Below are 22,055 nucleotides of genomic sequence, written 5' to 3' on the forward strand. Positions count from 1 at the left end.
GTGTCCCCGAGTGAGAAGCGCGCGGCACAGCGTGTGCTCTCTGGCTGCGCGGGCCGAGCCCGAAGCCGGCCCCACACCAAGGACGAAGCTGCATATGACCAAGGGGATGAAGGTGGGTCTGTTGGGGAGCCCGCTGCGTTGGGCCGGATTGTCGGCGACGATTCTGGCGGCGCCCGCGAGTCTCGCGGCCGACTGCCCGACGCCGGTGCTCGAGCAGTGCGCGAACGTGGACTACCGCTCGAGCAGTTGCGGCCAGGCCCACGACGCGTATTGCCAGGACCTCACGGAGTCGGAGTGGAAGGCGCGCTGGGAACTGGCGGCCAAGAAGGTAGTGCTGTTGCCGGAGGAACTCGGTGGCAAGACGGCGACGGTGGCGACTCAGCCCGTCAAGCTGGGCACCACCCGCTTCACCGGCATGGACCAGGGGCTCGCGGGCCAGGTGCTCAAGGGCCAGGTGCTCTACCGCAAGCGGCTGGAGAACCTGACCAAGGCGGAGAAGGCGTACCTCATCCAGTTGGAGGCCTGGGACAAGAACGGAACGCAAATCACGTCGTGCCAGGAGTTCGTGGACGAGAAGTACCTGGGCTACAGCCGCTTCGAGCGGCTGGCGGGCCAGTACGGTGATGACTACCGCGCGCTCTTCAACGCGGCGTACGGCGCGAACGGAATCGCCAACCGCACGCTCTACAGCCGCGACCAGAAGAAGCTGGCGCCCATCTGGGCGGACCAGGCGGTGGCCAAGAACGCGTACTTCGAGTTCGCTCCGGGCCCGTACCCGGACGGCATCAATGGCTACGAGTTCACCAGCGAGGCCGCGTCCCTGGCCAACAACGAGGAGGCCCGCAAGTGGGCCACGCCGACGGATGCCTGGCACGAGTCGATGAGCAAGCAGCTCAGCAAGACCCCCGATGACGTGCTCACCGTGCGTCAGGAGGAGCAGGAGGTCTTCACCGCCCTGCTGCGCCGGCGCGAGGCCGTCTACGCCGAGTGGCAGCAGGCCGTCCTCATCTTCAAGAAGCAGGACCAGGACCCGAAGGAGCTGAACAATCAGGTGGGCGAGCACCTCTACATGCTCGACAAGGCCATCGAGGAGCGGCTGGTGAAGGCCCAGGAGCAGGGCTGCCTGGACACTTCGAACGTGACGTCCTGCGACTGGAGCCCGCGCCGCTACAAGGGGCAGCTCGAGGCCGCCATGGCGCCGCGCCGCGCCGCGGACCTGCAGGCCTGTCTGAACCTGACGGGCAACGACTTCAGCGAGCAGAGCTTCGTTCGCAACGCGGACCTGCTCAAGCTCTCCACGCTGAAGCAGAAGGACTACACGCTCAGCTCCTCGCTGCTCACCCAGTACCTGAACATCTACGGCGCGCACATCGCGGCGCTGGATGTGCCGGTGGACCCGTCCTCGGGCCTGGTGCGCCACGGCGGTGAGCACGGCGACAGCGGCTACTCCGGCGACAGCATGTTCGGCGGTGGCTACGACTACAAGGCGGGCTGGGAAATCACCGCGCCGGGCGCGGACCTGAAGGCGAAGGGGTTCGGGTTCGAGGGCCCGTGGTGTGACTACAACGCGCGGCTCTACGCGGAGTTCAACGCATATGTGAACGTGTTCAGCCCCACGCCGTTCGAGGTCGTCCACGTCCACGGCGGCGCGGGCACCGAGGGCAACGGCATCCGGCTCCAGCTGGGCGCTCGCGTGCTGGGCCTCAGTGTCTACAACCACGACATGCACTACCCGCTGCGCATCACCTTCGCGGAGGACAAGCCCTTCTTCAAGAGCGACGCCGCCCAGGCGTCCACCACCTTCCTGGTGTGGTTCATCCCCGTCACGGTCAAGGGCGGCGTCTCCGCGGAGACGGGCATCAAGATCTCCCTCGGCGGGGCCGTCACCCGCGACTGCGCCGCGGACCTGCTGGGCGTGGACCTGTTCGGCACCGTCACCCCCTACCTCACGGTCAACGGCTTCGCCTCCGTGGGCATCGGCATTCCCCAGTTCCAGGTGGCCGTGCGCGGAGAGGTGGTCCTCACCCGTGTGAACCTGCCGCTCTACAGCGACATTGGCATCTACCTGAGCTCGCCCTCGCACCCGACGAACCCGAACACGCTGTTCCTGCGGCTCACGTCGAAGCTCGACATCGAGGCGCGCTTCCTCGACGGCCGCATCATGCTCTACGCCGAGCTGGGACCGGCCCACGCGGAGTTCCCCATCTTCAGCTGGAGCGGGTTCGGCATGAAGCACAACATCTACACCCAGCAAGTGACCGTGCCGGTGGCGCAGCTCTTCTAGCCACACGTGCGGGTCCGGGTCCGGTCCCTCCCTTCGAGAAGGGGCCGGACCCCCTTCCATCCACCCCGGTGCGGGCATGCCGGGGTGGCTCCTTCCCAGTCCTCTTCAGTCTGATTCCTGGAGTCCTTCATGCGTCGCCCGAGGCTCGCCGTCCGCACGGCCGTGCTGTCCACCCTGCTGCTCACCGGCTCGCTGTCCGCCTGGTACTTCACGCGCCCCACCACGCCCGGCGCCGACACCGCGTCCGTGGTGAGCGACTCTCGGCTGCCCCTCTACCAGTGGACCCAGGGCGAGGAGCGCGTCTACCGCTTCGTCTGGGACGACCTCCAGCGCGTGTCGCTGCCACTGCCCTCCGCCGGCGAGTCCTCGACGCTCGATGGCACGCTGCACCTGGAAGGCTCGCTGACGCTCCAGGCGCTCGAGGTGCGCCCCACCGGCACGCGCCTGCACCTGGCGCTGAAGTCCCTGGAGCGACACGAGGCCGTGCTGTCCGGCCAGGTCCTCCTGCCCGACGCGGCCGCCGTGGCGGCGCACCTTCCCCAGACTGCCTCCGCGTGGGTGGAGCTGGATGCGCGGGGCGCGCTGCTGGCCGTGCGCTTCTCGGAGGCCGAGCCGCCCATGTTCCGTCAGCTCACGCAGACGCTCGCCGCCGAGCTGTTCCCCACCGAGCTGCGCGACGCCTCCGAGTGGAGCGCCGTCGAGTCCACCCAGACGGGCGACGTGGAGGCCCACTTCCGCTTCGAGGGTGACGGTGACGCGCGACTGACGCGCCGTCGCTCGCGCTACCACAAGCTGCGGGCCGCGGGTGGCAACGCCCCCTTCCAGCAGGACCTCCGCTCGCTCACGCGTTTCGAGCGCACCCCGGAGGGCCGCATGGCCGGCGTGTTCCATGACGAGTCCCTGGATGCCTCGCGGACCGACGGCGGCGCGCTGATGTCGCGCCGGATGCGGCTGCGCGTGGAGTTCGCCTCCCGTCAGCTCAAGCCGCTGCTGGCGACCGGAGGGGAGAAGACCATCATCCGCCAGCCCGCGCAGATTGCGTTCGAGGGAGACCCGGAGGTCGCCCTGCTGCGCAGCCAGGCCGATGGCATGACGATGGACCGGGTGCTCCAGGTGCTCTCCTCCGCGACGAGCGCCGAGGCCATCGCGGGCCTGGACGGCTTCGTGCGCCGCGCCATCGCCGCGCTCAAGCTGGAGCCCGAGCGTGTGCGGGAGCTGGCGGTGAGCTTCCAGCGCAAGGGGGTGTCGCCAGGACTGCGCGAGCTCACCATGGACCTGCTGGCGGGGGCGGGCCACGCGGAGGCCCAGGCCACGATGCGCGCGCTGCTCCAGTCGCCGGCGGCCCGTGAGCACGAGGCTTCCTTCGGACTGATGGTGCAGCGCGCCGGCTTCCTCCGCGAGCCCGAGCCGGAGACGGGGCGGATGCTCACCGCGATGAACGCCCAGGCGCGTGCGGCGAACGACGTGGGAGCGGAGCGGGCGTCCGCGTACGCGTTGGGAGGCGTCATCTCGCACCTGTCTCCGGGTGACCCGGAGGTGGCGACGTACGCGCGTCCGCTGGAGGCCGCGCTGCGCGATGCACGCAGCGACGAGGACCGCACGCATGCGCTGCGCGCGCTGGGCAACACCGGCCTGGAGTCCGTGCTGGACCAGGCGGGGCCCCACCTGCGCGCGGAATCGGCGGAGGTGCGCGCCGCCGCTGCGGAGTCGCTGCGCCGCGCGCCGCAGGAAGTGGCCACTCGCATGTTGCTGGACTCGCTCGGCTTCGAGAAGGACCGCGCGGTGCAGTCCGCGCTGCTCGACGCCCTGGACGCGCGCGCGCTGGACGCGGCGGACCTGGAGCGGCTGCGAGGCTGGGTCGTCTCCGGCCAGCTCGCCTCCGGCGCGGAGTCCACGTTGCTGAACGTCATCACCCACCGGCTCGACGGCAGCGCGCCCATCTACCAGATGCTCCAGGCCCTCGCGCTGCGCCCGGGGCAGCAGTCCTCACTTCGCGCTCGCATCATGTCCCTCATGGCCCAGTCCTCCGCGCAGCGTGACGGCTGAGCCACGGCCTCTCTCTCCCTGTCTCAATCACTCCACGTATTCGAGGTCTTCATGAAACGCATTCTGAACAGGCTGGGCCTGCTGGCCTTGCTCGGCCTCTGGTTGACTCCGGTGGCCCAGGCGGACGTCCTGGATGACGTGCGGCGCGGGACGAACGTGCGCCTCAACGCGGCTCGCATCCATGTGAAGGGCAATGACTACGCCACGGGCTACTGGCTGCTGCCCAAGGCGCCCGGATCGCTGAACCTCAACGTCCCCGCGCGCGACTTCGGCATCAACTCGGACCTGGTGCTGCACCTGTACGGTTCGCGCTCCGGCAACGTGCTGACCTGGACCTTCGATGACACGCTCCCGAGCCCCTATTACCTGGGAGGCGCCAACAGCGTCACGCGAGTGCGCGGCACGCTGAAGGCCTTTGCCCGGCAGGTGCGCGGCGCGGATGACCCGTTCTGTGCCCACTCCTCGTGTCCGCACAACGTGGAGCTGGTGCTGACCTCCGGCAGCCAGGTCTGGGTGGACGGCTACACGGACATCATCATCAAGGTCGGTTGGACGGAGCCGGTGACGGTCCGCCAGTTCGTGGCCTACGCGGGGGTGCCCCGGCCGCGCCTGGCCTCGGTTCGCGTGCTGACGTCCACCAACCGCTGCCAGTCGCCGGACCCGACGGAGTTGATTGGCGAGGTGACGCTGAGCAGCCCCGCGCCCACGGGAGGGGCGCTGGTGGAGTTGCTGAGCGTGGACGCGAGCGTGGGCGTGCTCAATGTGCGTGTCCCCGAGGCCCAGCGCACCGCGCGTTTCACCATGCGGCTGCCCTCGGACTGGTCCGGTCCCACCGTCATCCAGGCCTCGTCGGGAGGAATCCGCCAGACGCTCAAGGTCGCGGTCTTCAAGTGCATCGTCGAAGTGTTCCCCTTCAAGTACTGGCAGTTTCTGCCAGCGTCCTCCATTCCGCGCTTCCTGCTGAATGGGGGTGCGTTGGTGGCGCGGCTGGCGAACCAGGAGTCGGACACGCTGATCACCGCGAAGTCGGTCGCATATCCGCTCCAGGAGGTGCTCAAGGCGGACCGCGTGGAGGTGAAGGGCGTCAATGGCAGTGGCGATGTCTTCGGCACCGCGTACACGTCCAAGGGCCCCAGCGCGTTCCGCCTGAAGTCCAGCACGGTGAAGTCAGGCGCGGAGCTGTGGGTCGACGGCTACGAGGCGCTCCTGGGCAATGCCCATGGCACGCCGCTGGTGCGCTGGCCGGATGACAAGGACACCGTGTACCTGGTGGACGAGGTGGGCCCCATGAAGCACGAGGGGCTGGCGGGGCTCGCGTCGGGCCGCATCTTCTTCAACGCCCTGGGCGAGTCCGCGTCGACCGTGGCGACCAGCAAGGGCGCTCGCGCGGTGCGAATCGTCCGCAAGGAGCAGCAGGTCCTGGTGGACGAGGAGTCGGAAGTCACCGCGCTCAACGACGTGGGCCAGGTGCTGGGAACGGTGCGCGGCTCCGACAAGAAGCTGAGGCCCTTCCGCTGGTCCTCGAAGGAGGGCGTGCAGTGGCTGCCCCTGCCCGAGGGCTTCGTGTCGGGGAAGGCCGTGTCCCTCAACACCAGCGGCTGGGCCGTGGGCACCGCCACCTCCGAGGATGGCAAGACGCAGGCGGCCTTCATCTCCACGCCGGACGGCAAGAAGAGCGTCCCGCTGTCGCAGGTGGCACCCGAGGAGCTGACCAAGGCGGGCTATCGCTTCGTGGAGGCGCTGGCCGTCTCTGACGACTTCGAGGTCCTGGTCCGCGCCATCGATGGCCAGGGGCAGACCGTGCATCTGGTGCTGCGCCCATGAGCCCCACCGACACCGTTCTCCCATCGACTCTGCGAATGAGGAATCCCATCGTGAACCTGAATTCACCCCTGCGGGGGCTGTTGATGCTGTGCATGGTCGTCATGGCGGGCTGTGGAAGCTGCCAGGGGAGCACCCCGAGCTGCGACCCCAGCCAGGCGGGGACCCAGGGCTGCGCGTGCCGCACCGACTCCGCGAGCTGCAACGCGGGGCTGGTGTGCAACAGCGGGGCGTGCGTCCCGTGTGGCGCCGAGGGCCAGGAGTGCTGCGTCAGCGGCGCCTCCGGGGTCTGCAGCGGCTCGCTGATGTGCGTGATGGAGTCGGCCGGCGAGGTGTGCCGCAACTGCGGTGACCTGGGTGAGGCGTGCTGCAACTCGTCAGGCGGTCAGGTGTGCAACGCGGGGGGCAACTGCGTGGGCGGCGCTTGCCAGTCCGTGACGGGCGGGGCGTGTGACCCGGGGGGCTCGATTTTCACCGTGGGCATCCAGGACATGAACCTGTGCGCGGTGCGCGTCGTGGAGGTCCGCGCGACGACGGCCGCGAACGCGATGACGTGCGCGACCACCAGCGGCATGCTCAATCCGGGCGAGTCGTTCTTCGAGGTTCCGAACACGCCCATTGTCGACTTCGACATGTGCGTGGAGACGGAATCGGAGGGGCGCCGCTCCACCTCCGTGAGGGCCTTCGGCGACTTCGAGGCCCGGCGCTGCACGCTCTTCACCCGCTGCGGAGCCGCGGGCTGCGTCAGCGTCCGTCCGGGCATGTGCACGTAGCCCGAGGGGAGTGAGGAACGCGGGCGTCTTGGGGGACGCTCGCGCTCCCGCGCGTCGCGGCGAGGGTCTTCCGGCCCGAGGCCCTCGTCGCGGCATGCGGTCTTCAGCGCAGGAGCAGCCGCCGCACCAGCGGCAAGGGGAGGCTGCCCTGGGCGACGAAGGCGTCATGGAACTGCTTGAGGCCCGGACCCTTCGCGGCCTGGTAGTCCTGGGCCAGCCGCTGCACCTCCAGCTTGCCGAACGTGTAGTAGAGGTACGTCGGGTTGTAGGCGCCGCGCCGGGCCTCTTCGTAGGCATTGGCCGGCTGCTGGAAGCACTTCTCGCGGAACAGGCGCGCGGCGTCCTCCACGGTCCACCCGGCGGTGTGCAGCTTGATGCCGGCCACGTAGCGGCAGTCGCGCAGCAGGGCCTCGGACAGCTGCGCCAGACGCGGCTTCGGGTCTCCGTTTCCGAAGCCCTGGTCCAGCATCATCTGCTCGGCGTAGTGCGCCCAGCCCTCCGCGTTGCTGCCCACGGAGACCAGCTTGCGGACCTTCGTGGGGAAGCGGGGCGCGTAGAGGAACTGGAGGTAGTGGCCGGGCCACACCTCGTGGATGTTGATGACCGACACGACGGGCGCGTTGTAGAGGCTCAGGTGTTCCTCCTGGTGCTTCGCGTCCCAGTCAGGCTCCACGGGCGTGACGTAGTAGAATGCCTCGGTGGCCTTCGTCTCGTAGGGCCCGGGCGTGTCCATGGAGGCGAACGAGCCCGAGCGTGCGTAGGGCGGCGTCTCCTCCACGCGGGGGCGCACCTCGGAGGGGATGGTGACCAGGTCCTTGGCGACGAGGAACTCGCGCACGCCTTCCACCGAGTGGCGCACCGACGGGATGAGGTCCTGGGCCGTGGGGTGGTCCTCTTCCATTCGGGCCATCACCTGGGCCGGCGTGAGGCGCGCGTCGATGCGCTTCGCGGTGGCCACGAAGTCGCGGTAGTCCTTCTCCAGATTGGCCTCTCCGCGCGCGAGCAGCTCAGGCAGGGGCAGGTCAATCATCTCCTCGTAGCGCAGCTTGGTCAGGAAGCGCTCCTCGCCCAGCGCGTACTTGCCCGTGGAGCGCGGCAGCAGGTCCGTCTCCAGCCAGCGCGCGTAGTCCTTCACCGCGGCCACGGCGGCGCGGTTGGCCGCGAGGAACGAGGACTGGAGCACGGCGTCGTTGTCCGCGGCGTCCTTGGCCCACGTCGCCACGGAGCCCTCGAAGAAGCCCACGGAGCCCTTCGCCATGCGGAGGGCCAGGTCGGTGAACTCACGCGGCGGCGTCTGGACGTTGGCCTTGCCAGCGGCGAAGACGGCGGGCACGGCCTTCAGGCGCGCGATGACCGAGCGCAGCCGCTCGGCCTTCGGCGCGAAGTCGCGCTTCATCAGCCCGTCGATGGCGCCACCGGGCAGCCCCGCGTACAGCATGGGGTTGTGCTCCCAGCTCCGCAGGACGCTCAGCTCGAAGTGCTCCGCGAGCAGCTGGCTCTCCAGTGCCTCCGCGTCGATGGTGTCGTCGAAGGAGAGCGAGGCCCGGTCCACGGCGCGCAGTCGGGCGAGGAGCGTTTCCAGCTCGCGGACGCGGGCCTCGACGCGAGGCCGGCTCAGGTCCTCCAGCTTGCTGTCATAGGCATGCAGCCCCACCGCCGTGCCGTTCGACGGAGAGAAGTCGAACGAGGCCTCGAAGATGGTGTCCACCAGCCTCGCGAAGCTCTCGGGTGGATGGGCACTCCCCGAGGGTGACTCAGGGGTGGTGGAGGGCACCTGCCGCGCGCAGGCGCAGAAGAGCCAGCAGGCGGTGAGAAGCAACGCGCGAGCGGGAACGGCTTTGAGCATTCCGCCGTTCTAACAAGGCGATTCAGGGCTTGCCCAACAGCTCCAGCGCCGACGTTGTCAGTGCGGTGACACCCGTGCGCAGCGTGCGCTCGCGGTCCGGGATGAAGCCGGAAGAGTGGAGAGAGGGGAGCGGCTCGCCCCCCGAGCGGGACTGGGTGAAGCGCAGGGGCTCCACGGCGCCGAGCCAGAGCATGACCGCGGGGACTCCCGCGCGGCCGTACTCGGAGAAGTCCTCGCCGCCCATGACGGGCTGGGCCTCGCCCACGTTCTTCTCGCCCAGCACGCGCACCACGGCGTCGGTGAGTCGGCGGGTGAGCGCAGGGTCGTTGTACGTGGCGGGCGTGCCCTCCGTGACTTCGACCTTGGGAGGACGGGGGGCGCCGGAGGCGAGGGCCTCCGCCTTCGCGACGCGGTCGATTCCGTCGAGCAGCGCCTTGCGCACCTCCGGCTTGTACGAGCGCACGGTGAGCTGGAGGCGCACCTCGTCCGGGATGATGTTGTGCTTGGTGCCGCCCTGGATGGAGCCCACGGTGATGACGCCGGGCTCCAGGGGATGCTTCTCCCGGCTGACCACCGACTGGAGCGCGAGCACGGTGCGCGCCGCCATGACGATGGGGTCCACCGTGGTGTGCGGATACGCGCCGTGGCCGCCCTTGCCGTAGAGGGTGATGTCCACCGAGTCCACATGCGCCATCGCGTAGCCGGACACGTACTCCACGCGTCCCGCGGGAGCGGCGGTGGTGTTGTGGAGGGCCACCGCGAAGTCGGGCTTGGGGAAGCGCTTGAAGAGGCCGTCGGCCAGCATCTTCCGCGCGCCCGCGCCAATCTCCTCCGCGGGCTGGCCCACCAGCATCAGCGTGCCGCGCCACTGGTCCTTCTTCTTGGACAGCAGCGTGGCGGTGCCCAGCCACACCGTCATGTGCACGTCATGTCCGCACGCGTGCATCACCGACACCGTCTGGCCCTCGCCGTTCTTCACCGTCACCTTGCTCGCGTAGGGCAGGCCCGTCTTCTCCTCCATGGGCAGCCCGTCCAGGTCCGTGCGCAGCATGACGGTGGGGCCCGGCCCGTTGCGCAGCAGCGCGACGACACCCGTGCCGCCGACGCCGGTGGTGACGTCGAAGCCCAGCTTGCGCAGGCGCTCGGCGAGCTTCGCGGCGGTCTTCTCCTCCTGGAACGACAGCTCCGGGTTCTGGTGCAGGTCCCGGTAGAAGATGTCCAGCTCCGGATAGAGGCCATCCAGGCCCCCCAGCACGGTGGAGGGCTGCGCCGCGAGTGCACGCCCCACGGGCGCGGTCAGGAGGACGACGAGCAAGGCCAGCAGGGAAGGGCGGTTCACCAGGAGGTCTCCGGTCCGTGTCGAGAGCCGCGCCACTACACCACAGGACGAGGCTTTCGGTGGGAGGAGCGCGCGGCGCTCCTGGCTCCGCTCGGCTGGGGTCAGGCTGGACGCACCGATGCGGTGCGGGCCCGCGCGACATCGGGGGCGAAGTCCGTGGCGCGCAGGAAGTCGAACCAGCGGTCGAGCACCGTGGCGACCGGAGGAAGCTCCACGCCCATGCGCCGGGCCAGCGCGAGCGCCGGTTCCACCGGGTAGCGGGCCGTGTCGAGGAAGTCGAGCGACTCCGTGGCCGCGCCGAGCAGGCGCTCCGGCAACCAACGCACCCACGAGACGGGCAGTGCGAAGCGCGGTGCTCGTCGACCGGAGCGCTCCGCCGCCCAGCGCACGAGCTGGTGGAGTGGAGGAGTGCTCGGGTCCAGCAGCGTGTACTCCTGGCCCTGCGTCTCCGGCAGCTCCGCCACGCCGGCGAGGAAGCGCGCCAGGGTGTCCACGGCCACCACGGGAACGAAGGTCTCCGGCGTGCCCAGCAGCACGGGCATCGTCCCCGCGTGGACGCGCTGCAAGGTGTCTCCGAGGCCCAGGCTCTGCACCGTCGCTCCGGTGCGACTGTCGCCGATGACAGTGGACGGATGCACGGTGGTGACGGGAACACCGAGTCGCGCGGCGGTCTCCAGTGCCACCCGATGCGCGAGCGCCTTCGAGGCCTCATAGGCGCCCGAGCCCGTGAAGCCCAACGTGGGCGCGGGGACGACTTCGCCCGAGGCATCGAGTCGAGGGCCGATGCGATATCCGCCCACGAGGACGAGTCGTCGCAGCGCGGGCAGTCGGGAGGCCAGCTCCACCACGGCGCGGGTGCCCTCGACGTTGGTGCGCCGAGCCGCATCGGCGGACAGGTTCCAGGCGAAGCGAGCGCCCAGATGGAACACGTCGCGCGCGCCCTGAAGCACAGCCTCATCCTCGGCGCTCAGTCCCAGTCGTGGCGCATCCAGGTCGCCCTCCAGGAACACGAGCTGCTCGGGTGCGCCTCCCAGCCCGGCCACCCAGTCCCGGTACTCCTGGGCCCGAGCCCGCGCGTTGCGTGACAGCAGGGCCACCCGCTGGCCCCGCCGCGTGAGCTCCGGCACGAGCCAACGCCCTATCAATCCCGTAGAGCCGATGACAAGTGCATCTGGTGATGTCGCGTTCATGATGACCTCGATATATCTAGACCAGTCTACATATTCTGGAGTGGATCCCACGCGGCCCATCCGCGTCGGCTCGGGGCCGCTGTCAGTCCAGTGAGAGCAGGCGCTCCAGTTCCTTCGAGAGCTCCTCGACGGGAGCTCGACTTCGGTGGGCGCGCATCAGCAACAGGGCGCCTTCGATGGAGGAGAGCAGCAGGGCCGCGCGTCGCCGCGACTCGGTGGGCGTGAGGCCCTCCGCGCGGAGTCGCTCGGTGAGGAGCTGTTGCCAGGTGCGCAGGGCCTCGGCTGCCGCGGCGCGCACGGGTTCAGGGGTGGCGCCCGACGAGAGGACCACGGCCGAGACAGGGCAGCCCTTCTCGAAGCCGGACGCCTCCGCCCGGTCCGCCAGCGTCGCCAGCGCGCGACGCAGCCCGGCGACGAGTCCCCGCTCCGTGGCGAGGTGCGCGTCGAGCAGCCGGGTGACTTCCGAGGCGGAGACCTGGAGCGCCTCCACCGCGAGCTGCTCCTTGCCGCCAGGGAAGTGGAAGTAGAGCGAGCCCCGAGGCGCCTTGCCAGCCTCCAGCAGCTCCTGGATGCCCGCGCCCGCATAGCCCGAGCGCTCCAGCATCTCCGCCGCCGCGGCGATCATCCGCCGGCGTGTGTCTTCTCCCTTGCTCACGAGGAGATGAATATACCGCTCGTCATATTCTGTCGAGCCCTTCTGGGGCCGGACTTCAGCGGCGACTCCTGCCCAGCTTGCCGATGAAGAGGACGTGGCGAGGGCCCTTGGTGCCGTGGGCGTGGGGGTGGAGGACCTCGACGGTGAAGCCGCACTTCTCCATGCGGCGCTCGAAGGCGGGGGCGGGGCCCGCGCTCCAGACGGCGAGCGTGCCTCCGGAGCGCAGCGCCCTGGCGGCGTTGGAGAGCCCAGGCAGGCCGTAGAGGCCTTGGTTGTCCGGGTGGGTGAGGGCGCTGGGCCCGTTGTCCACGTCGAGGAGGATGGCGTCGAAGGTGGCGGAGTGGTGGGCCATCACGTCGCCGACATCTCCCTCGATGACGGTGACGCGCTTGTCCTCGAGGGGGGCGCCGGCGAGAGGCGCGAGGTGGGGTCCCCGGTTCCAGGCGACGACGGTGGGCAGCAGCTCCACCACGGAGACGCGGACGCCCGGGCCCACGGTGTCCAGCACGGCGCGCGCGGTGTAGCCGAAGCCAAGCCCTCCGACGAGCACCCGCCCGGTTCCGGAGGTCACCACGCCAGCGCAGCCTGCCTTCGCGAGCGCTTCCTCCGAGCCGTGCATCCGGCTGGACATCAGCGTCTGTCCGCGCACGCGCAGGACGTACTCGTCCCCTCTGCGGACCAGGGTCAGCTCCCCCACGTCCGGAAGGTTCGCGCTCTCGAGTGTCTCCCAGGGCTTCATGGGCACGGCTCTTCGCCCGGAGCCGGCCCGGGGTCAAGCACTCCGCACGACACCTCGTGCCCTCGTGCCGTCGCCTGTGCCCGACGCCAGGGGTCATCCGCATCCATACCCTCGCGAGCCGCCGCCACCGAGCGGCGCGGCCCAGGAGGAACCCAGACCATGAACGAGCGCGAGGCTTACCTGCAGAAGATGGACGCCGAGAAGAAGCGAATCGATGCGCGAATCGCCGAAGTCGAGGCGCAGTCCGACATCCGCAAGGCGGACGAGGAGGTGAAGGAGCTGCATGGCGTGAAGCAGCGGCGCGAGGCCTTCCGCGGCAAGCTGGAGGAGTGGCGCCAGCGCGGCACGGAGGACTTCGAGCGGGGCAAGAAGGAGCTGCTCCGGGCCTGTGATGACACGAACAAGTCTCTCGTCGACGCGGAGGAGAAGGCGGGCGTGAGGCGCGCGACGTACGAGCGCAAGCGCGAAGCCGAGCTGCGTGAACTTGGCGCCCAGTTCGACGGTTGGGAGGCGAGCATCGCCCAGTCGCGGGCGGAGGACTCGCTGCTCACGAAGCAGGAACTCCAGTTCCTGCGCGGCTCCTTCAAGAGCACGGGGGATGCCCTGCGCCGTCTGATGTCGGCCAAGGGCGGTGAGTGGTCCAGGCTGCGCGGGGAGTACGAGGACTCCTGGAAGGAGCTGCTGGACAACTCGCGCAAGATTCGCGCGGACGGCGCGGATGCGTCGCAGGCGCCGCCCTCTCCGTCGTGAGTGGACGCGCCGGGACGTGGGGACTCCACCCTCCACGTCCCATGCAGGGAGGAGACGTCCCCCGGTGTGACGCCGGCTGACGCGCGCGACACCCGGGGCATCCTGTCAGCCCCTGAAGCGTGCACGCTACATTGCGTGTCTCCAGGAGAGACATCGCATGGGCGTGTTCGTGCAGGAGTCGCTGTCCACGCGGGACGAGTCACACGCCGCCTCCTCCTCCGGAGCCACCGAGGGAGGAAACTCCCGGACGCGCGCGCTGGGCCAACTCCAGCAGACCTTCGACGCATCGCCCCGGGTGGTCGCCCAGGCGAAGCAGGCCCAGACGCTCCAGCGCCGTGCCGCTCCGAGCAACGACACCGGACTGCCCGACGGCTTGAAGTCTGGAGTGGAGGCGCTCTCTGGAATGGCAATGGACGACGTGCGCGTCCACTACAACTCGTCAGCGCCCGCGCAGCTCCAGGCCCTGGCGTACACGCAGGGCTCGGACATCCACGTCGCGCCGGGGCAGGAGAAGCACCTGGCCCACGAGGCCTGGCACGTCGTGCAGCAGAAGCAGGGGCGCGTGCGTCCCACGACGCAGCTACAGGGCGAGTCCCTCAACGATGCGCCGGGCCTGGAGTCTGAGGCCGACCTGATGGGTTCGCGCGCCTCGGGCCTGAAGCTGACCGGGCCCACCATCGACTCCGAGCCCTTTCAGCGCAAGGTCGCTCCCGTCTCGGGCGACACGTCGCTCGAGCCCATCCAGCGCGTGGCGGTTCAACTGGGGATCAACGGGGCGGGGAACATCAACAACGTGAACGTGGGCGGACGCGCGGGCTCCCTGTGGCCCCAGGAGCGTCACCACACCACGCCCTGGCAGACGTACCTGGACACGCTCGACCGGGCGTTGCTCAACCGGAACTTCGCCCAGGCCCTCAACAACATGAACACCCTGGATGGCCACCTGCGGAATCTGCCGGGATGGGACCTGGTCGACAGCCTGGAGGCTGGCAAGCAGGAAGAGGCCGAGGCGGAGATTGCCGAACTGGCGGCCCGACGCGCGGCGGCCAACGCCGCGGCCGCGGGCACACCCGCGCAGGCCTTCGCGATACAGGCCTACGCCCAGCAGTGGATTGTCGTGCGCAGCAAGCTGCCGCTGTCCCAGGCGAACTTCGGAGGTGGCGCGGGGGCGGTGGCGGGCGACGCCGCGATGGCCCGGGCGGGCAACCAGGTCGGTGGTGGAGGCGTCACCAACGCCGAGCTGCGGGGCGCCCTGCTCGGACTCTTCGACTTCGACACCGTGACGGACGTCCAGACGGACGAAGACGGGAACAGCGCCACCGCGGAGTACCGGGCCTTCGGCTTGAGTCCGGACGACACGACCCAGGACCTGGATGAACTCCGGGCGCTCATCTTCGAGCAGCATGCCCGCTCCATCCGGCTGGCCTATCCCCGGGCCTTCGCGAGGCTCTACCCGGACATCCCGTCGATGGTGGCCAACATGGAGGCACATTGGGGGCGTGGCGACCCCGACGACTCGGATGCCGAAATCACGGACGCGTCCGGCTCGGAATCCGACTGAGGCAGGAGGGCCGTGGGGCGCCCCCGCCCGTCCAGGATGACGGGGCAGGGGGCCGGCACGGTCCGCGCTACTCCGCGCGCTTCACCTTCTTCGAGTTGTCCACCAGCACCTTGGCGAAGGTGAGCCCGGTGGGGCCGGCGTCCGCCTGGATGGTGTCACCCGGGAGGAACTCGCCGCTGAGCACCTTGAGCGCCAGCGGATCCAACAGGTTCTTCTGCACCGCGCGCTTCAGGGGCCGCGCGCCGTACGTCGGGTCGTACCCGCGTTCCGCCAGCATCTCGCGGGCCGCGTCGGTCAACTCCAGCGACAGCCGCTTGTCGGCGAGCAGCTTGTCCAGCTTCGCGAGCTGGATGTCGACGATGCGGTAGATGTCCTTCTTGCGCAGCGGCTCGAAGATGACGATTTCGTCCACGCGGTTGAGGAACTCCGGGCGGAAGTGGCCGCGCAGCGCGTCCATGACGTCCTCGCGCGTCTTGTCGTCCAGTTCCTCCTTGCCCGCCATGCCCGCCTGGATATCGGCGGAGCCCAGGTTGGACGTCATGATGAGCACCGTGTTCTTGAAGTCCACGGTGCGACCCTGGCTGTCCGTCAGCCGGCCCTCATCCAGAATCTGGAGCAGGATGTTGAAGACGTCCGGGTGCGCCTTCTCGATTTCGTCGAAGAGCACCACCGTGTAGGGACGGCGGCGCACCGCCTCCGTGAGCTGGCCGCCCTCCTCGTAGCCGACGTAGCCCGGAGGCGCGCCCACCAGTCGGGCCACGGCGTGCTTCTCCATGAACTCGGACATGTCGATGCGGACCATGGCCGTGTCGTCATCGAAGAGGAACTCCGCCAGCGCCTTCGCCGTCTCCGTCTTTCCCACGCCCGTGGGGCCCAGGAAGATGAACGAGCCGATGGGCCGGTTCGGGTCCTGCAATCCGCTGCGCGCGCGGCGCACGGCGTTGGACACCGCCTCAATCGGGCTTCGCTGACCAATCACCCGCTGGGCCAGCCGGTCCTCCATGTGGACCAGCTTGTGGACCTCGCCCTCCATCAGCCGCGAGACGGGGATGCCCGTCCACTTGGCCACCACGGCGGCGATGTCCTCGGAGTCCACCTCCTCCTTGAGGAACTTCTGTTTCTTCTGCAGCTCCAGGAGCTTGCTGTTCTGCGTCTGGACCTCCTTCTCCAGGGAGGGCAGGACGCCGAACTTCAGCTCCGCGGCGCGGTTGAGGTCGCCCTGTCGCTCGGCGGCGACCTGGTCGTTCTTCACCTTCTCCAGCTTCTCCTTCAGCGTCCGGATGGCGCCGATGGCCGTCTTCTCCGCGTCCCAGTGGACCTTGAGCGCGTCGAAGCGCTCGCGCAGGTTGGCCAGCTCCTTCTCGATGGCCGCCAGGCGCTCTTGCGAGTGCGGGTCCGTCTCCTTGCGCAGGCCCTCCTTCTCAATCTGGAGCTGCGTCATCTTCCGGCGCATGTCGTCCAGCTCGGTGGGCATGGAGTCGATTTCGATGCGCAGGCGGCTGGCGGCCTCGTCGATGAGGTCGATGGCCTTGTCCGGCAGGAAGCGGTCCGCGATGTAGCGGTGGCTGAGCGTGGCGGCGGCCACCAGCGCGGTGTCCTGGATGCGCACGCCGTGGTGCACCTCGTAGCGCTCCTTCAGCCCGCGAAGGATGCTGATGGTGTCGTGCACGCTGGGCTCGCCCACGAAGACGGGCTGGAACCGGCGCTCCAGGGCCGCGTCCTTTTCAATGTGCTTGCGGTACTCGTCCAGCGTCGTCGCGCCAATGCAGTGCAGCTCGCCGCGCGCCAGCGCCGGCTTGAGCATGTTGCCCGCGTCCATGGCCCCCTCTGCCTTGCCCGCGCCCACAATCGTGTGGATTTCGTCGATGAAGAGGATGACCTGCCCGGACGCGTCGGCGACCTCCTTGAGCACCGCCTTGAGCCGCTCCTCGAACTCACCGCGGAACTTGGCGCCGGCCACCAGGGCGCCCATGTCCAGCGTGATGAGCTGCTTGTTCTTCAGGCCCTCCGGCACGTCGCCGTCGACGATGCGCCGCGCCAGCCCCTCGGCGATGGCCGTCTTGCCCACGCCCGGCTCGCCGATGAGCACCGGGTTGTTCTTCGTGCGCCGGCTGAGCACCTGGATGCAGCGGCGAATCTCCTCGTCGCGACCGATGACGGGGTCCAGCTTCCCCGCGCGCGCCGCCTCCGTGAGGTCCCGCCCGTACTTCTCCAGCGCCTGATAGGTGGACTCCGCGTCCTGGCTCGTCACGCGCCCGGAGCCGCGGACCTCCTTGAGGGCGGCCACCACCCGCTCGCGGGTGATGCCGGACGCCTTCATGACCTCGCCCGTCGTGCCCTTGTCCTGGGTCAACGCGAGCAGCAGATGCTCGGACGAGATGAACTCGTCCTTGAGCGCCTTGGCCTCGTCCTCCGCCTTGTCGAACGTCTTGAGCAGGCGCTGGCCCAGCATGGCGCTCTCGCCGCCCTGCATCTTGGGCAGCTTGCCCAGGGCTTCACCCAGGCGGGACGAGAACAGCTTCACGTCGGCGCCAAGCTTGCGCAGCAGGGGGTCGACGATTCCGTCCTTCTGTCCCAACAGCGCCGCGGCCAGGTGCTCAGGCTCGTACTGGGGATTGTCGGCGCGGCGGGCCAGCGTCTGGCCTTCCTGGATGGCTTCCTGCGCCTTCACCGTGAACTTATCGAGTCGCATACACTCAACGTAAGAGTCGGCTCGACCTTGGCAATCGACCTCAGGAAGTTAACGCGCGGTGTCACGACTGCGCCAGAAGCGGAATACTTTGGACTCCTGGTAGCGGCTGGATTTTCGAGGTGCTTGAGTTGCCATCAGGGGCAAGGCTCGGTTATAGGCGGCGCCCACCCTCGGGGGGCTGACTCTGGAAGCGCACGGCGGCTATCTCATTCGACTCGAAAGCTTCGGCGGGCTGGATTTGCTCCGGCAGGCCCGTGAAGCGCTGCGGCTGGACGGCGCATCGGGCGCCACGGGCCTGCAGGTGTCGGTCAATCGGCGCCGCAAGGTGGTGCGGCTGGCCTACGTGGGCCCCTTCACGCAGGGCCGGCCGGGCGCGCACTGGTATGCCGCGCACCATGCGCTGCCCCGGCTGCTGTCCCGGGCGGCCAACGCCACGGTGCATGCCTACGTCTATGACCCGGACGAGGGTGAGGAAGTCCTCGCCTACGGCAACGGTCGACGCGTGGGTGGCGAGCGGGTGGTCTACGACAACGTGGAGCTGCCCGAGGGCCGTCCCGAGGACCTGGACGAAGCGGCCTTCACGCACATGCAGTCGCGCTGGCCCATGGGGCACCTGGCGCACGTCTTCGGGCTGTCGCGCAAGGAGCTGCTGAGGCTGCCTCGGGCGGGGCTGGGGCGGGTGCTGTCGCTGGAGGAGGACTCCTCGGCGGACGTGGAGTCCGCGCTGGAGGCCCTGTTGCCGGGCGGCGTGGCACCCCACGCCCACTGACATTCCGGGAGGCTGCTAGCCGTCCGCCGGGCTGTCCTGGGCGACGAGCGCGTCTCTCACGGTGTCACTGCGGAAGTACTGGCCGAGCAGGGCGAAGGTGCCCGCGATGACGGCCGTCCCCAGCACCGTCAGTCCCAGGGCCATCCAGGGCGCCACGCTGGTGACGACCTCGGCTGTCGTGGGGTCCTGGTACTCGGGGCGCTGGGTGAGTGTCTGGGCGAGCGTGACGCCCACGCGGCGGGACACCACGGCCCACTGGGCGCCGTCGATGGTGCGCAGCACCGCCACCGTGAGCGCGGCGCGGCCGAGCATCTTGCGCAAGGCGTCCCGAGGCAGTCCGCCCGAGCGCAGAATGTTGGACGCGGAGACGAAGACGAAGGCGCACGCCACGGCGAGCACGCCCATCAGTACGGCGCGCGGCTCTCGCATGGGCTCCAGGGCCTGGTACTGCACCTCCAGCAGCTTCTGGAGGACGGCGGGGTCGCTGCCCAGGAGGAACGGAGGGCTGGCCTCCATGTGCCGGGAGCGGACCTCGTAGAAGTGGGCCATCTCCATGGCCTCGTTCAGCGCGCCCCAGCCCGTGAAGATGGCGAGCACGACACACGCGAGGGCCGCGAAACGAATGCGCCCGGGAAGCCTGCCCGAGCGGGGAGCCGACGCCATCACCGCTTGCTTGCCTCCACGAAGCGCAGGCGCAGATCCGCGAGCAATCCGTCGAAGAGCTTCTCCTCGTCCGGCGTCAGGTTGCCCCGCGTTTTCTGCCGCAACATCGACAACAGGTCCAGGTTCTGCCGGGCCAACGGCAAGTCCTTCGACGTCTGGCCCGTCTCCGGGTTCGGCGCGTCACCGAGGTGGATGAGCACCGCGGTGCCCAACCCCACGATGAACGTGCTGAAGGAGATGGCCTCCTCGGACGCGGAGCGCGCTTCCCCCCGCATCACGAAGGTCTCGCCGCGCTTCTCGTCCACGGGGCTCATGGGGTGCCAGGCTCCTCGCCCTCGGGCTCATCCTTGCCCTCGGCCTCATCGGAGGAAGAGGCCGTCTCATCGGCCGCGTCGGAGGACTCATCCTCGTCGTCCGCCTCGTCCTCTTCGTCGAGGTCATCCTCTTCGTCGTCGTAGTCGTCGTCGACGTCGTCATCCATGAAGGTCTCCACCGGCGTGGCCTTGTCCGCCACATCCGGCAGGCCCTTGAGGTGGCGCTCGTGCGCTTTCTCGTCCAACTGGCCCGAGCGCAGGTACCGCTCCGCGGTGCGCTTATCGAGATACTTGGGGTCCACCGTGTCCGCCATGTTTCAAATCCTCGGAATTGCTTGGAAAATAGCGCGCTACCTTATAGCAGAGGGGGCGACTGTCAACGCCGCCGTCCCGCCTTCCTGGTGCCGATGAACGCCCCGCCCCGTCCGCTGCTTCCCCCGGGACTGTATCTGCTGTGCGACGACACCGTGCGGGTGGACATGCCCCTGGTTCTCAAGGCGGAGCGGATGCTCGCGGGTGGAGCGCGGGTGGTGCAACTGCGCATGAAGCGAACGCCGGTGCGCGAGGCGCTGTCCGTGGCTCGGGAGGTCGTCCGGTTGTGTCGGCGCGCGGGCGCGGTGTGCCTGCTCAACGACAGGGTGGACCTGGCGCTGCTGGCGGACGCGGATGGCGTGCACGTGGGCGATGAGGACCTGCCCGCGGAGGCGGCGCGCGCGCTCCTGGGGCCTGGTCGCCTGGTGGGCGTCACGGTGCGAGACGCCGAGCGCGCGAGGGCGGCGCGAGAGGCGGGCGCGGACTACGTGGGCGTGGGGCCCGTCTTCGGCACGACGACGAAGCAGGTGCCCGCACCGGTGCTGGGGCTGGAGGGGCTGGCGCGGGTCGTGACTGACAGTCCGCTGCCGGTGGTGGGCATTGGTGGCGTGGGGCTGGAGAACGTGGGGCGGGTGGCCGCGTCGGGCGCGCATGGCGCGGCGGTGGTTTCGGACGTCCTGCTCGCCCAGGATATCGCCGAGCGGGTGCGCCTGCTGACGGCTGCGTTTGAACGGGGACGTGTGGGGGGGTAGGTTCGACCGACGGACCCCCCCATGAACAATCATCCGCGTCACCATGGCCAGCCGCCCCGGCGGCCCAACATCGGCATTACCCCGGACTGGAGCCAGCCCGAGGATCAGCCCTTCGCGCGGTACGAGCTGAAGGTGCCCTACGCCGACGCGGTGCTGCGCGCCGGGGGCCTTCCGTTCGTCCTGCCGTACGCGGACGACCCCACGTGTGTGGACGCGTATCTGGACCGCGTGTCCGGACTGCTCGTCACTGGCGGCGCCTTCGACATTCCTCCAGAGGCGTATGGGGAAACGGCGCGCGAGGGACTGGGCGCGCTGAAGGAAGGGCGCACCGCGTTCGAGGCGGCGCTGATGCGCGGGGCGCTCAAGCGCAACATGCCGGTGCTGGGCGTCTGTGGCGGCATGCAGCTGCTCAACGTGGTGTTGGGTGGCACGCTGTTCCAGGACATCGGCCGTGAGGTGCAGGGCGCTCGTGAGCACGAGCAGAAGCATGACCGCACGCAGCCTCAGCATCCGGTGGACGTGCGCAGCGGCTCGCTGCTCGCGGAGGCGGTGGGGCACGGCCAGCTCATGGTGAACTCCACGCATCACCAGTCGGTGCGCAGCCCCGGGCGCGACGTGAGCATCTGCGCGATGGCGCCCGACGGCGTGGTGGAGGCCATCGAGTCCACCACCCACGCCTTCGCGGTGGGCGTGCAGTGGCATCCCGAGTACATGGCGACGACGATTCCCGTGCACGTGGGGCTGTACAAGTCCTTCATCCAGAAAGCGCGAGAGCATCGGCGGTGATTCCGCGCGTCGTCCTGTTGGCGGGACTCGAGCCCACGGGAAGAGCGGGGCTGCTGGCGGATGTGGCGGCGGTGCGTGCGCTGGAAGGGCAGCCGGTGGCGGTGCCCCTGGCGCAGACGGCGCAGGGCCGTGTCACCTTCTCCTGGGTGGCGTCTCCGCCCCGCGTGGTGCGTGCGCAGCTGATCGCCGCGCGCGAGCTGGGTGAGGTGCACGCGGTGAAGTGGGGCATGGTGCCGGGCCTCGCGCAACTCGAGGCCGCGAGCGCCGCGCTGGCCGGGACGCGGGCCTGGTGGGTGGTGGACCCGGTGGTGCGGACGTCTCGGGGGCAGCTGTTGTCCCGTTTGTCTGCCCGGCGCTACCTGTCGCTCGCGGGCCCGCGTGTCGTGCTCACCCCGAACCTGGACGAAGCCGGGTGGCTGCTGGGCAGGCCCGTACCGGACACGGTGGGGGCGGCGCGTGAGGCCGCTGTCGCGCTGGTGGAGCACGGCTTCGGCGCGGTGCTGGTGAAGGGCGGGCACCTGCCGGATGCGCGGGGGTTGGCGGATGTGCTGGCCACGCCCGAAGGCGTCCGTGTGTTGAAGGGCCAGCGACTGGCGCGCGCGCCCGAGCGTCGTGGCACGGGGTGTCGGCTGGCCTCCGCGCTGGCGACGGAGCTGGGGCGGGGCCGCACGCTGGAGGCCGCCACGCGCGTGGCTCGGGCCCTGGTGGTGCGCTACCTGCGCACGGGCGCGGAGTAGGGCGGGCCGGGCACGTCGCACCGTAC

At 69.5% G+C, this 22,055-nt stretch carries 19 protein-coding genes; 10 read left to right on the forward strand and 9 right to left on the reverse strand.

Annotation, left to right across the window (positions count from 1 at the left end):
• The first annotated feature begins 94 nt into the window (after nucleotides 1–94).
• From HUA74_RS04055 to HUA74_RS04070, 4 genes are all read left to right on the forward strand, one after another.
• Nucleotides 95–2,284 carry a hypothetical protein gene (locus HUA74_RS04055; RefSeq protein ID WP_174453469.1) on the forward strand — a complete coding sequence of 730 codons (2,190 nt, stop codon included), beginning with the start codon at nucleotides 95–97 and terminating at the stop codon, nucleotides 2,282–2,284.
• Nucleotides 2,285–2,413: 129 nt separating this feature from the next.
• Entirely contained in the window at nucleotides 2,414–4,330 is a 1,917-nt protein-coding gene (locus tag HUA74_RS04060) for a HEAT repeat domain-containing protein (protein WP_174453470.1), read from the forward strand.
• Between the two features lie 51 nt (nucleotides 4,331–4,381).
• Nucleotides 4,382–6,154, forward strand: coding sequence for a hypothetical protein (locus tag HUA74_RS04065; RefSeq protein WP_174453471.1), 1,773 nt, complete (start codon nucleotides 4,382–4,384; stop codon nucleotides 6,152–6,154).
• A gap of 50 nt (nucleotides 6,155–6,204) precedes the next feature.
• Nucleotides 6,205–6,924, forward strand: coding sequence for a hypothetical protein (locus HUA74_RS04070; RefSeq protein WP_371746060.1), 720 nt, complete (start codon nucleotides 6,205–6,207; stop codon nucleotides 6,922–6,924).
• Nucleotides 6,925–7,027: 103 nt separating this feature from the next.
• Here the strand turns inward: HUA74_RS04070 and HUA74_RS04075 are convergent, their stop codons facing one another.
• The 5 genes from HUA74_RS04075 to HUA74_RS04095 form a co-directional block, all read right to left on the reverse strand.
• Complete coding sequence (locus tag HUA74_RS04075) at nucleotides 7,028–8,770, reverse strand: DUF885 domain-containing protein (RefSeq protein WP_174453473.1); 1,743 nt, start codon at nucleotides 8,768–8,770, stop codon at nucleotides 7,028–7,030.
• Nucleotides 8,771–8,792: 22 nt separating this feature from the next.
• The gene (locus tag HUA74_RS04080) at nucleotides 8,793–10,109 is read right to left on the reverse strand and encodes an amidohydrolase (RefSeq protein WP_174453474.1); all 1,317 of its coding nucleotides are present in this window, start codon (nucleotides 10,107–10,109) and stop codon (nucleotides 8,793–8,795) included.
• Between the two features lie 101 nt (nucleotides 10,110–10,210).
• Nucleotides 10,211–11,299 carry an SDR family oxidoreductase gene (locus HUA74_RS04085; RefSeq protein ID WP_174453475.1) on the reverse strand — a complete coding sequence of 363 codons (1,089 nt, stop codon included), beginning with the start codon at nucleotides 11,297–11,299 and terminating at the stop codon, nucleotides 10,211–10,213.
• Between the two features lie 82 nt (nucleotides 11,300–11,381).
• The gene (locus HUA74_RS04090; RefSeq protein WP_174453476.1) at nucleotides 11,382–11,954 is read right to left on the reverse strand and encodes a TetR family transcriptional regulator C-terminal domain-containing protein; all 573 of its coding nucleotides are present in this window, start codon (nucleotides 11,952–11,954) and stop codon (nucleotides 11,382–11,384) included.
• Between the two features lie 55 nt (nucleotides 11,955–12,009).
• Nucleotides 12,010–12,693, reverse strand: coding sequence for a spermidine synthase (locus HUA74_RS04095; RefSeq protein WP_141643536.1), 684 nt, complete (start codon nucleotides 12,691–12,693; stop codon nucleotides 12,010–12,012).
• Nucleotides 12,694–12,852: 159 nt separating this feature from the next.
• On the opposite strand from HUA74_RS04095, the gene HUA74_RS04100 reads away from it, so the two are divergent.
• Together HUA74_RS04100 and HUA74_RS04105 are read left to right on the forward strand one after the other, a co-directional pair.
• A complete protein-coding gene (locus HUA74_RS04100; RefSeq protein WP_174453477.1) occupies nucleotides 12,853–13,443 on the forward strand; it encodes a hypothetical protein in 591 nt (196 codons plus the stop codon).
• A 157-nt stretch (nucleotides 13,444–13,600) separates the two neighbouring features.
• Nucleotides 13,601–15,004 carry a DUF4157 domain-containing protein gene (locus HUA74_RS04105; protein WP_174453478.1) on the forward strand — a complete coding sequence of 468 codons (1,404 nt, stop codon included), beginning with the start codon at nucleotides 13,601–13,603 and terminating at the stop codon, nucleotides 15,002–15,004.
• A gap of 67 nt (nucleotides 15,005–15,071) precedes the next feature.
• Here HUA74_RS04105 and clpB read toward each other — a convergent pair whose 3' ends face one another.
• A complete protein-coding gene (gene clpB / locus HUA74_RS04110; RefSeq protein ID WP_141648526.1) occupies nucleotides 15,072–17,696 on the reverse strand; it encodes an ATP-dependent chaperone ClpB in 2,625 nt (874 codons plus the stop codon).
• A gap of 238 nt (nucleotides 17,697–17,934) precedes the next feature.
• Here clpB and HUA74_RS04115 point away from each other — a divergent pair, with 238 nt between their 5' ends.
• On the forward strand, nucleotides 17,935–18,465 hold the full coding sequence (locus HUA74_RS04115; RefSeq protein ID WP_141648525.1) for a hypothetical protein: 531 nt from the start codon (nucleotides 17,935–17,937) through the stop codon (nucleotides 18,463–18,465).
• 15 nt (nucleotides 18,466–18,480) lie between these two features.
• On the opposite strand, the gene HUA74_RS04120 is transcribed toward HUA74_RS04115, so the two are convergent.
• Genes HUA74_RS04120 through HUA74_RS04130 form a run of 3 tightly spaced genes read right to left on the reverse strand, consistent with a single transcriptional unit; the run spans nucleotide 18,481 to nucleotide 19,756 of the window.
• Nucleotides 18,481–19,128 carry a hypothetical protein gene (locus HUA74_RS04120; protein ID WP_141648524.1) on the reverse strand — a complete coding sequence of 216 codons (648 nt, stop codon included), beginning with the start codon at nucleotides 19,126–19,128 and terminating at the stop codon, nucleotides 18,481–18,483.
• Entirely contained in the window at nucleotides 19,128–19,442 is a 315-nt protein-coding gene (locus tag HUA74_RS04125; RefSeq protein ID WP_174453479.1) for a DUF1844 domain-containing protein, read from the reverse strand. The genes HUA74_RS04120 and HUA74_RS04125 overlap by 1 nt, the downstream gene beginning before the upstream one ends.
• Nucleotides 19,439–19,756: an RNA polymerase subunit sigma gene (locus tag HUA74_RS04130; RefSeq protein ID WP_141648522.1), complete on the reverse strand. Its 318-nt coding sequence runs from the start codon at nucleotides 19,754–19,756 to the stop codon at nucleotides 19,439–19,441. The genes HUA74_RS04125 and HUA74_RS04130 overlap by 4 nt, the downstream gene beginning before the upstream one ends.
• A gap of 93 nt (nucleotides 19,757–19,849) precedes the next feature.
• Between HUA74_RS04130 and thiE the strand changes: the two genes are divergently transcribed.
• From thiE to HUA74_RS04145, 3 genes are read left to right on the forward strand one after another with little or no spacing between them, the layout of a single operon-like run.
• Complete coding sequence (gene thiE / locus HUA74_RS04135; RefSeq protein WP_174453480.1) at nucleotides 19,850–20,506, forward strand: thiamine phosphate synthase; 657 nt, start codon at nucleotides 19,850–19,852, stop codon at nucleotides 20,504–20,506.
• A 21-nt stretch (nucleotides 20,507–20,527) separates the two neighbouring features.
• Nucleotides 20,528–21,292 (forward strand): gamma-glutamyl-gamma-aminobutyrate hydrolase family protein, encoded by a 765-nt coding sequence (locus HUA74_RS04140; protein WP_141648520.1) that lies wholly within the window; start codon nucleotides 20,528–20,530, stop codon nucleotides 21,290–21,292.
• On the forward strand, nucleotides 21,289–22,029 hold the full coding sequence (locus HUA74_RS04145) for a bifunctional hydroxymethylpyrimidine kinase/phosphomethylpyrimidine kinase (protein ID WP_141648519.1): 741 nt from the start codon (nucleotides 21,289–21,291) through the stop codon (nucleotides 22,027–22,029). Before HUA74_RS04140 ends, HUA74_RS04145 begins: the two co-directional genes overlap by 4 nt.
• The last annotated feature ends 26 nt before the right edge of the window (nucleotides 22,030–22,055 follow it).

This window comes from Myxococcus sp. CA051A, assembly GCF_013336705.1.
Taxonomy (GTDB): domain Bacteria; phylum Myxococcota; class Myxococcia; order Myxococcales; family Myxococcaceae; genus Myxococcus; species Myxococcus llanfairpwllgwyngyllgogerychwyrndrobwllllantysiliogogogochensis.

What these genes read in the sequence shown, in the direction of transcription:
- HUA74_RS04055 (WP_174453469.1), top strand. Translation starts at nt 95, where the DNA reads ATGACCAAGGGGATGAAGGTGGGTCTGTTGGGGAGCCCGCTGCGTTGG.
- HUA74_RS04060 (WP_174453470.1), top strand. Translation starts at nt 2,414, where the DNA reads ATGCGTCGCCCGAGGCTCGCCGTCCGCACGGCCGTGCTGTCCACCCTG.
- HUA74_RS04065 (WP_174453471.1), top strand. Translation starts at nt 4,382, where the DNA reads ATGAAACGCATTCTGAACAGGCTGGGCCTGCTGGCCTTGCTCGGCCTC.
- HUA74_RS04075 (WP_174453473.1), bottom strand. Translation starts at nt 8,770, where the DNA reads ATGCTCAAAGCCGTTCCCGCTCGCGCGTTGCTTCTCACCGCCTGCTGG.
- HUA74_RS04085 (WP_174453475.1), bottom strand. Translation starts at nt 11,299, where the DNA reads ATGAACGCGACATCACCAGATGCACTTGTCATCGGCTCTACGGGATTG.
- HUA74_RS04095 (WP_141643536.1), bottom strand. Translation starts at nt 12,693, where the DNA reads ATGAAGCCCTGGGAGACACTCGAGAGCGCGAACCTTCCGGACGTGGGG.
- HUA74_RS04100 (WP_174453477.1), top strand. Translation starts at nt 12,853, where the DNA reads ATGAACGAGCGCGAGGCTTACCTGCAGAAGATGGACGCCGAGAAGAAG.
- HUA74_RS04105 (WP_174453478.1), top strand. Translation starts at nt 13,601, where the DNA reads ATGGGCGTGTTCGTGCAGGAGTCGCTGTCCACGCGGGACGAGTCACAC.
- clpB (WP_141648526.1), bottom strand. Translation starts at nt 17,696, where the DNA reads ATGCGACTCGATAAGTTCACGGTGAAGGCGCAGGAAGCCATCCAGGAA.
- HUA74_RS04120 (WP_141648524.1), bottom strand. Translation starts at nt 19,128, where the DNA reads ATGGCGTCGGCTCCCCGCTCGGGCAGGCTTCCCGGGCGCATTCGTTTC.
- HUA74_RS04125 (WP_174453479.1), bottom strand. Translation starts at nt 19,442, where the DNA reads ATGAGCCCCGTGGACGAGAAGCGCGGCGAGACCTTCGTGATGCGGGGG.
- HUA74_RS04130 (WP_141648522.1), bottom strand. Translation starts at nt 19,756, where the DNA reads ATGGCGGACACGGTGGACCCCAAGTATCTCGATAAGCGCACCGCGGAG.
- thiE (WP_174453480.1), top strand. Translation starts at nt 19,850, where the DNA reads ATGAACGCCCCGCCCCGTCCGCTGCTTCCCCCGGGACTGTATCTGCTG.
- HUA74_RS04140 (WP_141648520.1), top strand. Translation starts at nt 20,528, where the DNA reads ATGAACAATCATCCGCGTCACCATGGCCAGCCGCCCCGGCGGCCCAAC.